5 protein-coding genes are annotated in these 4931 nt (G+C 38.5%); 3 read left to right on the top strand and 2 right to left on the bottom strand.

What is annotated here, in order from left to right; all coding sequences use genetic code 11:
- Positions 1-36: 36 nt before the first annotated feature.
- Together BGX12_RS15015 and BGX12_RS15010 are read right to left on the bottom strand one after the other, a co-directional pair.
- Positions 37-759 (bottom strand): hypothetical protein, encoded by a 723-nt coding sequence (locus BGX12_RS15015; RefSeq protein ID WP_109736828.1) that lies wholly within the window; start codon positions 757-759, stop codon positions 37-39.
- Positions 760-765: 6 nt separating this feature from the next.
- Positions 766-1773, bottom strand: coding sequence for a hypothetical protein (locus tag BGX12_RS15010; RefSeq protein ID WP_146196385.1), 1008 nt, complete (start codon positions 1771-1773; stop codon positions 766-768).
- A gap of 189 nt (positions 1774-1962) precedes the next feature.
- On the opposite strand from BGX12_RS15010, the gene BGX12_RS15005 reads away from it, so the two are divergent.
- From BGX12_RS15005 to BGX12_RS14995, 3 genes are all read left to right on the top strand, one after another.
- Positions 1963-3336 carry an ATP/GTP-binding protein gene (locus BGX12_RS15005; RefSeq protein WP_109736829.1) on the top strand — a complete coding sequence of 458 codons (1374 nt, stop codon included), beginning with the start codon at positions 1963-1965 and terminating at the stop codon, positions 3334-3336.
- Positions 3326-4042, top strand: coding sequence for a hypothetical protein (locus tag BGX12_RS15000; RefSeq protein ID WP_109736826.1), 717 nt, complete (start codon positions 3326-3328; stop codon positions 4040-4042). Before BGX12_RS15005 ends, BGX12_RS15000 begins: the two co-directional genes overlap by 11 nt.
- Before the next feature lie 95 nt (positions 4043-4137).
- Positions 4138-4812: a hypothetical protein gene (locus tag BGX12_RS14995; RefSeq protein WP_109736825.1), complete on the top strand. Its 675-nt coding sequence runs from the start codon at positions 4138-4140 to the stop codon at positions 4810-4812.
- Positions 4813-4931: the final 119 nt, after the last annotated feature.

Raw genomic sequence — 4931 nt, 5'->3', positions numbered from 1 at the left:
ATTAAATTTTAGAAAATAGCCCATTTTTTGTTTAATTTAGGCGAAAGTCAACAAAAAAGGGTGGCGAAGCCACCCACACATGTTGATGAAGAGCCCAAAATTTTGTCCATTTTCACTAACATTGAACTCACCGAGATTTTCTAGCAATATTGATGAGCGTTCAATCCCTAAATGCGCAAAAATTTCTTGTATTTCGAGAGACTTGTCAAACATTAAATTACTGTCATTAGGAGAACCAATATAATTTCTAAGTACTAGAAATTTTTCATTGTTAACTTTCGTGAAAGCGTCAGCCAAATTTTTAATATTTATGCTATCCAAATTTGTTAATTCTAATTTTTCTTTATCAAATGAAATTTGAATTATTTCATATTCCTCGCCTTGACCTTTTTCACTTTGCAACAAGGCTCCACTAATATATTCAACATATTTTTCTAGCAAGCTTTTTTCTTGAGATATACTACTTGTTATGACAGAAGTACAATTTTCGACATTAGAATTCACACGATTTGGAGCACCCATGGAGTCAGTATTTGGATCATAAAAATACCAAACAAGCAAAACAACAGTTAAGACTACTGCGATAATGGCTCCTACACATATCATTCTATTTCGTTTTCGACGTTCACGCTCCAAACGTTCACGCTCTCGACGTTCTCGTTCGCTTTCCTTGTACATACTTAAAATAACATCAAGAAAAAAATTCCCAGCTTTCGCTCCAGCATTCTTTAAAGAATCAAACACACCTGATTTTTTCATCGTTCATTACCTAAACTCAGTATTATAATTTTCCAAAAAATCTCGATAGGAATCCAGCGAAAGATTTTCCTGAGCAAAATGTTTAATTTTCAAGCCGATTGCCCGTATATCACCTGTTTTTTCAGACTCTATTATTTTTGAGAGTTCTTTATGAAAAAATTCAACTTCATCCCCACCGTTATAATGAGTTATCCCATTTTTTAATTGGACATTTTTTGTTTTCTGAACAAATTTATCAATAGCATAAAAAAGTTTCGGTCCATTATCACCAAGTGAAGGATCCGTTAAAAAGTACTCTACATTCTTTGCCATGAGCCATTCGTGCTTTCCACCGCCTTTTCTAATAGCGGTTTTGGTCATTTCTTTAATTTCACCATTACTCCATAATGTTTTCACATTTTCTTTACTATCCTGGGCAACGCGAATAAAAAACTCTTTATAACCAGAACCAAATCCAGCCGCACCAGTTGTCGCTTTTACATAATTTTTTAAATATTCGGGATGATCCAGCAATTTTTGCATCATTTCTTTTTCTATCACAATGGGCCCCTTAGATTGAATTGCAACAACTTCCCTTTCTATGCTCGCAAGGCCACCTTGCTTAATTTTGGACTCCGCCGCTACAAAAACAGGATTAGCCGATGCGACAGTCGCATACGTTCTTAAACGAGGTTTTCGAGGTGTTACCGGACCATCTTTTGAATAAGCCCTCTTAAATGTTCCAAATTTGGGGTATGTTGCAGTTTCACTTATTGTCGAAACATTTCCAGCACTTTTCTTAGCCCCACTACTTACACTTTTTTTTGCAACGTCTTTAGCAACAGCAGTCTTAGCAGCCTTTTTTACCCCACTTTGAGCAGACTTTTTCACAACTGTTCGTGCAGCATTTTTTGTACCAGTCCCAACTATACTCTTAATAATTTTTGGGGCAATATCAGCATAAGAATATTGCATTCCACAAAACAACAAACACACACTGAAAATAAAGAATTTCGTAAACTTTTGACAACGCATACGCATGGAATATAAACAAAAAAAAGCAAGTTTACTATTTTTATTTATTTCTTAATGAATTTCAAATCTAATTAATGATTTTGACAGTAAAGTGTCAAAAACATAGTATCAAAACATAATTTTGATATTTTTTATTTCATTTTTACATTTGGTATTGCATTTTTCGACAGGTTAAGCTATTTTATGGGTATGAAAAACTCAACCGTTAGCTTAAAAAGAATTCTCCTGGAGAACTTCAAAAATGTCAAAAAAGGTGAAATTTCCCTAGTTCGCAAGGTGGAAAATGGAGCCTGCATTGTCGGCATTTACGGGCAAAACGGCTCCGGTAAAACGGCTATTATCGAAGCAATGAGTTTGCTGAAGCATTGTCTTCTGGGGTATCCTATGGACCCCACCATTACGAATTATTTTGCATCCTGCATTAACGTAGATAGCGAATCTGCACGTCTTGAATTTGAATTTGCCATCGAAGACGTTGAAGCCGAAACCAACTACAAGGTTGTCTATTGCTTCACATTGAAGAAAGAAGATAGCAACCGCAATACCAAGCTGATCATTTGCAACGAAAAGATTTCCTATTCCAGCAAGAATAAAGACACAGCAACAAAGTTTGTAGATTATGTAGATACCGATAGCGAAGCGCCCTTTGTGCCGAAATCAAAATACGACACACTTATCGGCAAAGACAAAAACAAGAAAACCGCTTTGCTTGTCGCAAAAAAAATGGCAGAGGCGAATACTGCATCCTTTATTTTTTCAAAGGAAATGCACGATGCCATACAGTTCGAAGAAACAAACTCCATTTTGGAACGTTTGGCAAATTATGGAGCACGAGAGCTCTTTGTGATTAGAACAGCATCGACAGGGCGAATCACCTTGAACGACATGCCCATCCACATTTCTCTGGACCACAACGTGGATCATAAGTCTGGTAGTTTGCTGTTGCCCTTGAACAGGCCAAATACGGTCGCACCGCATATCCTTCAGATTTTGGAACGAACCATCAGCAGCCTGAACATTGTGTTGCCGCAAATTGTTCCCAATCTTAAAGTAGGCTTGAAACATCTTGGCCAGGAACTCATGCAAAACGGCATGCCGGGCCATATTGTGCAAATGACATCCAGCAAAGATGGCCACGAATTTCCATTAGCTATGGAATCCGACGGTGTCAAGAAAATTATATCTATCCTGTCGCTACTCATTGACGTTTACAATAACCATTCCATTACAGTCGCCATCGACGAATTGGATTCCGGTATTTTTGAATACCTGCTTGGTGAAATTCTCAGAATCATTTCTGAAAAAGGCAAGGGACAGCTGCTGTTCACATCCCACAATCTTCGTCCTCTTGAAACATTGGACAAAAACTTCATTGTATTCACGACTACGAATCCGGAAAATCGCTACATCCGCTTTAGCGGCGTGAAGACCACCAACAACTTGCGCGATTTCTACTACCGTGACATTATCCTAGGCGAACAGAGCGAGCCTGTTTACGAGACCACTAACAATTCTGAGATTGCCTTGGCATTCAAGATTGCAGGAGGATCTAATGGCTCGTAAAAAGGTTGTATTCGTAATCGTTGAAGGTCCTTCTGATGAAACCGCATTGGGCGTAATCCTTTCTCGTTACTTTGACAAGGATTCCGTCTATACTCATGTGATGCACTGTGATATTACAACAGAATTTGACCAGGACACCCGTCAAAAAGTCGGCTCGGCAGACATTACAAAGAAAATCGCAGAAGTGATTAAGAGATGGGCTGATACAAACCGCCTTAAGCCAGAACATTTTGAACGAATCATTCACATTGTAGATACAGACGGAGCCTTTGTCGCAGAGGACTATGTAATTCAAGGTGATGTAGAAAAGCCTTTCTACACCTTAACGAAGATATTGTGCCCCGTACGTAAAAACATCGTTGAACGTAATGACAGAAAGTCTAAGAATCTTTTAAGACTCGCAAGTACGCCTACAATTTGGAAAGTACCTTACAATATTTACTATATGTCCTGCAATTTGGACCATGTACTTTACGACAAGCAGAACTCCAGCGATAGCGACAAGGAAAATGACGCCTTGGAATTCGCCCTACACTATAGAGATAACATTCCCGAATTCGTCAATTTCATCACAAAGTCTGATTCCGCATACAGGCCAAACACTGAGCATTCTTTAATCGAGAACTACAAGGAATCCTGGAAGGAAATCCAGGTGGGTTGTAATTCGTTGGAACGCAGGACGAATTTCGGACTGGTGTTTGGATAGGGATTTCTACTTCAATCTCTCGCTTACAAATTTGATACGCTTGTGCCAAATTGCGTTAAATTTATCGCATAGCAATTTTCATCAGAACAATCAAAATGGATAAAGAAGTTTTAATAAAGTCTATTTCACAAAAAGGACTTAAAAACAGCCTCATCTCTATTTACTACAACATTGGTCGTGCCTTACCGTTTCGTGCCCAGCGATTCCCAGACGGACGTGATTCTCCCTGGTATAGGTCTCAATTTGTTGAGGTTCACGAAGTAAAACCAAGTGGTAAAGGAGGTAAGTACGGCGAGGCCTTTGGATTCTACTTTAGAAAAGGAGAGAGAGCCGATGCAACGGAAAATGATCCTGAACATAGTTGGTGTAGGAAAACAGACACAGAACCTCAAGCCATTCCCTGTGCAGCATGTGGTTCTTGGGTGCTTTTAGACATTCTCGGAGAACCGACCGCGGAGCCAACAAAGATTTATACCATTAAAGACGTCCTAGAAAGTGGAAAACACAAAGGAGAAACTTTAGCAAACGTTATCCGTTCTGACTGGAATTGGGTAAAATGGGCTAATGAAAATGCTGAACATTTTTTCTTCAATGTAGATGAAATCTTGGAAGAACATAAAAAATGCGTTAAACCTTTGCATTTTGATGATGTTCTGACTTTCGGGAAATACAAAGGGCAATCCATCAAAGAGATTGCCCAGAAAGATAAAGGTTATCTTGAGTGGCTAGCACAGAATAATGAAGATTTCGTTATTGAATTTAACGAGTAAAAATAGACACTAATCAATTTGATAGGCGAATTTAAGTCGCCAAGTAAATTTGTTTAACTTGCCTAGAAATATACTCTAATGGGGTGAGAAATCCAAGTCGTTTTCTCGGCCGATTGTTC

This window comes from Fibrobacter sp. UWR4 (assembly GCF_003149045.1).
GTDB lineage: Bacteria > Fibrobacterota > Fibrobacteria > Fibrobacterales > Fibrobacteraceae > Fibrobacter.
This window is presented reverse-complemented; position numbering and strand designations above follow the sequence as displayed.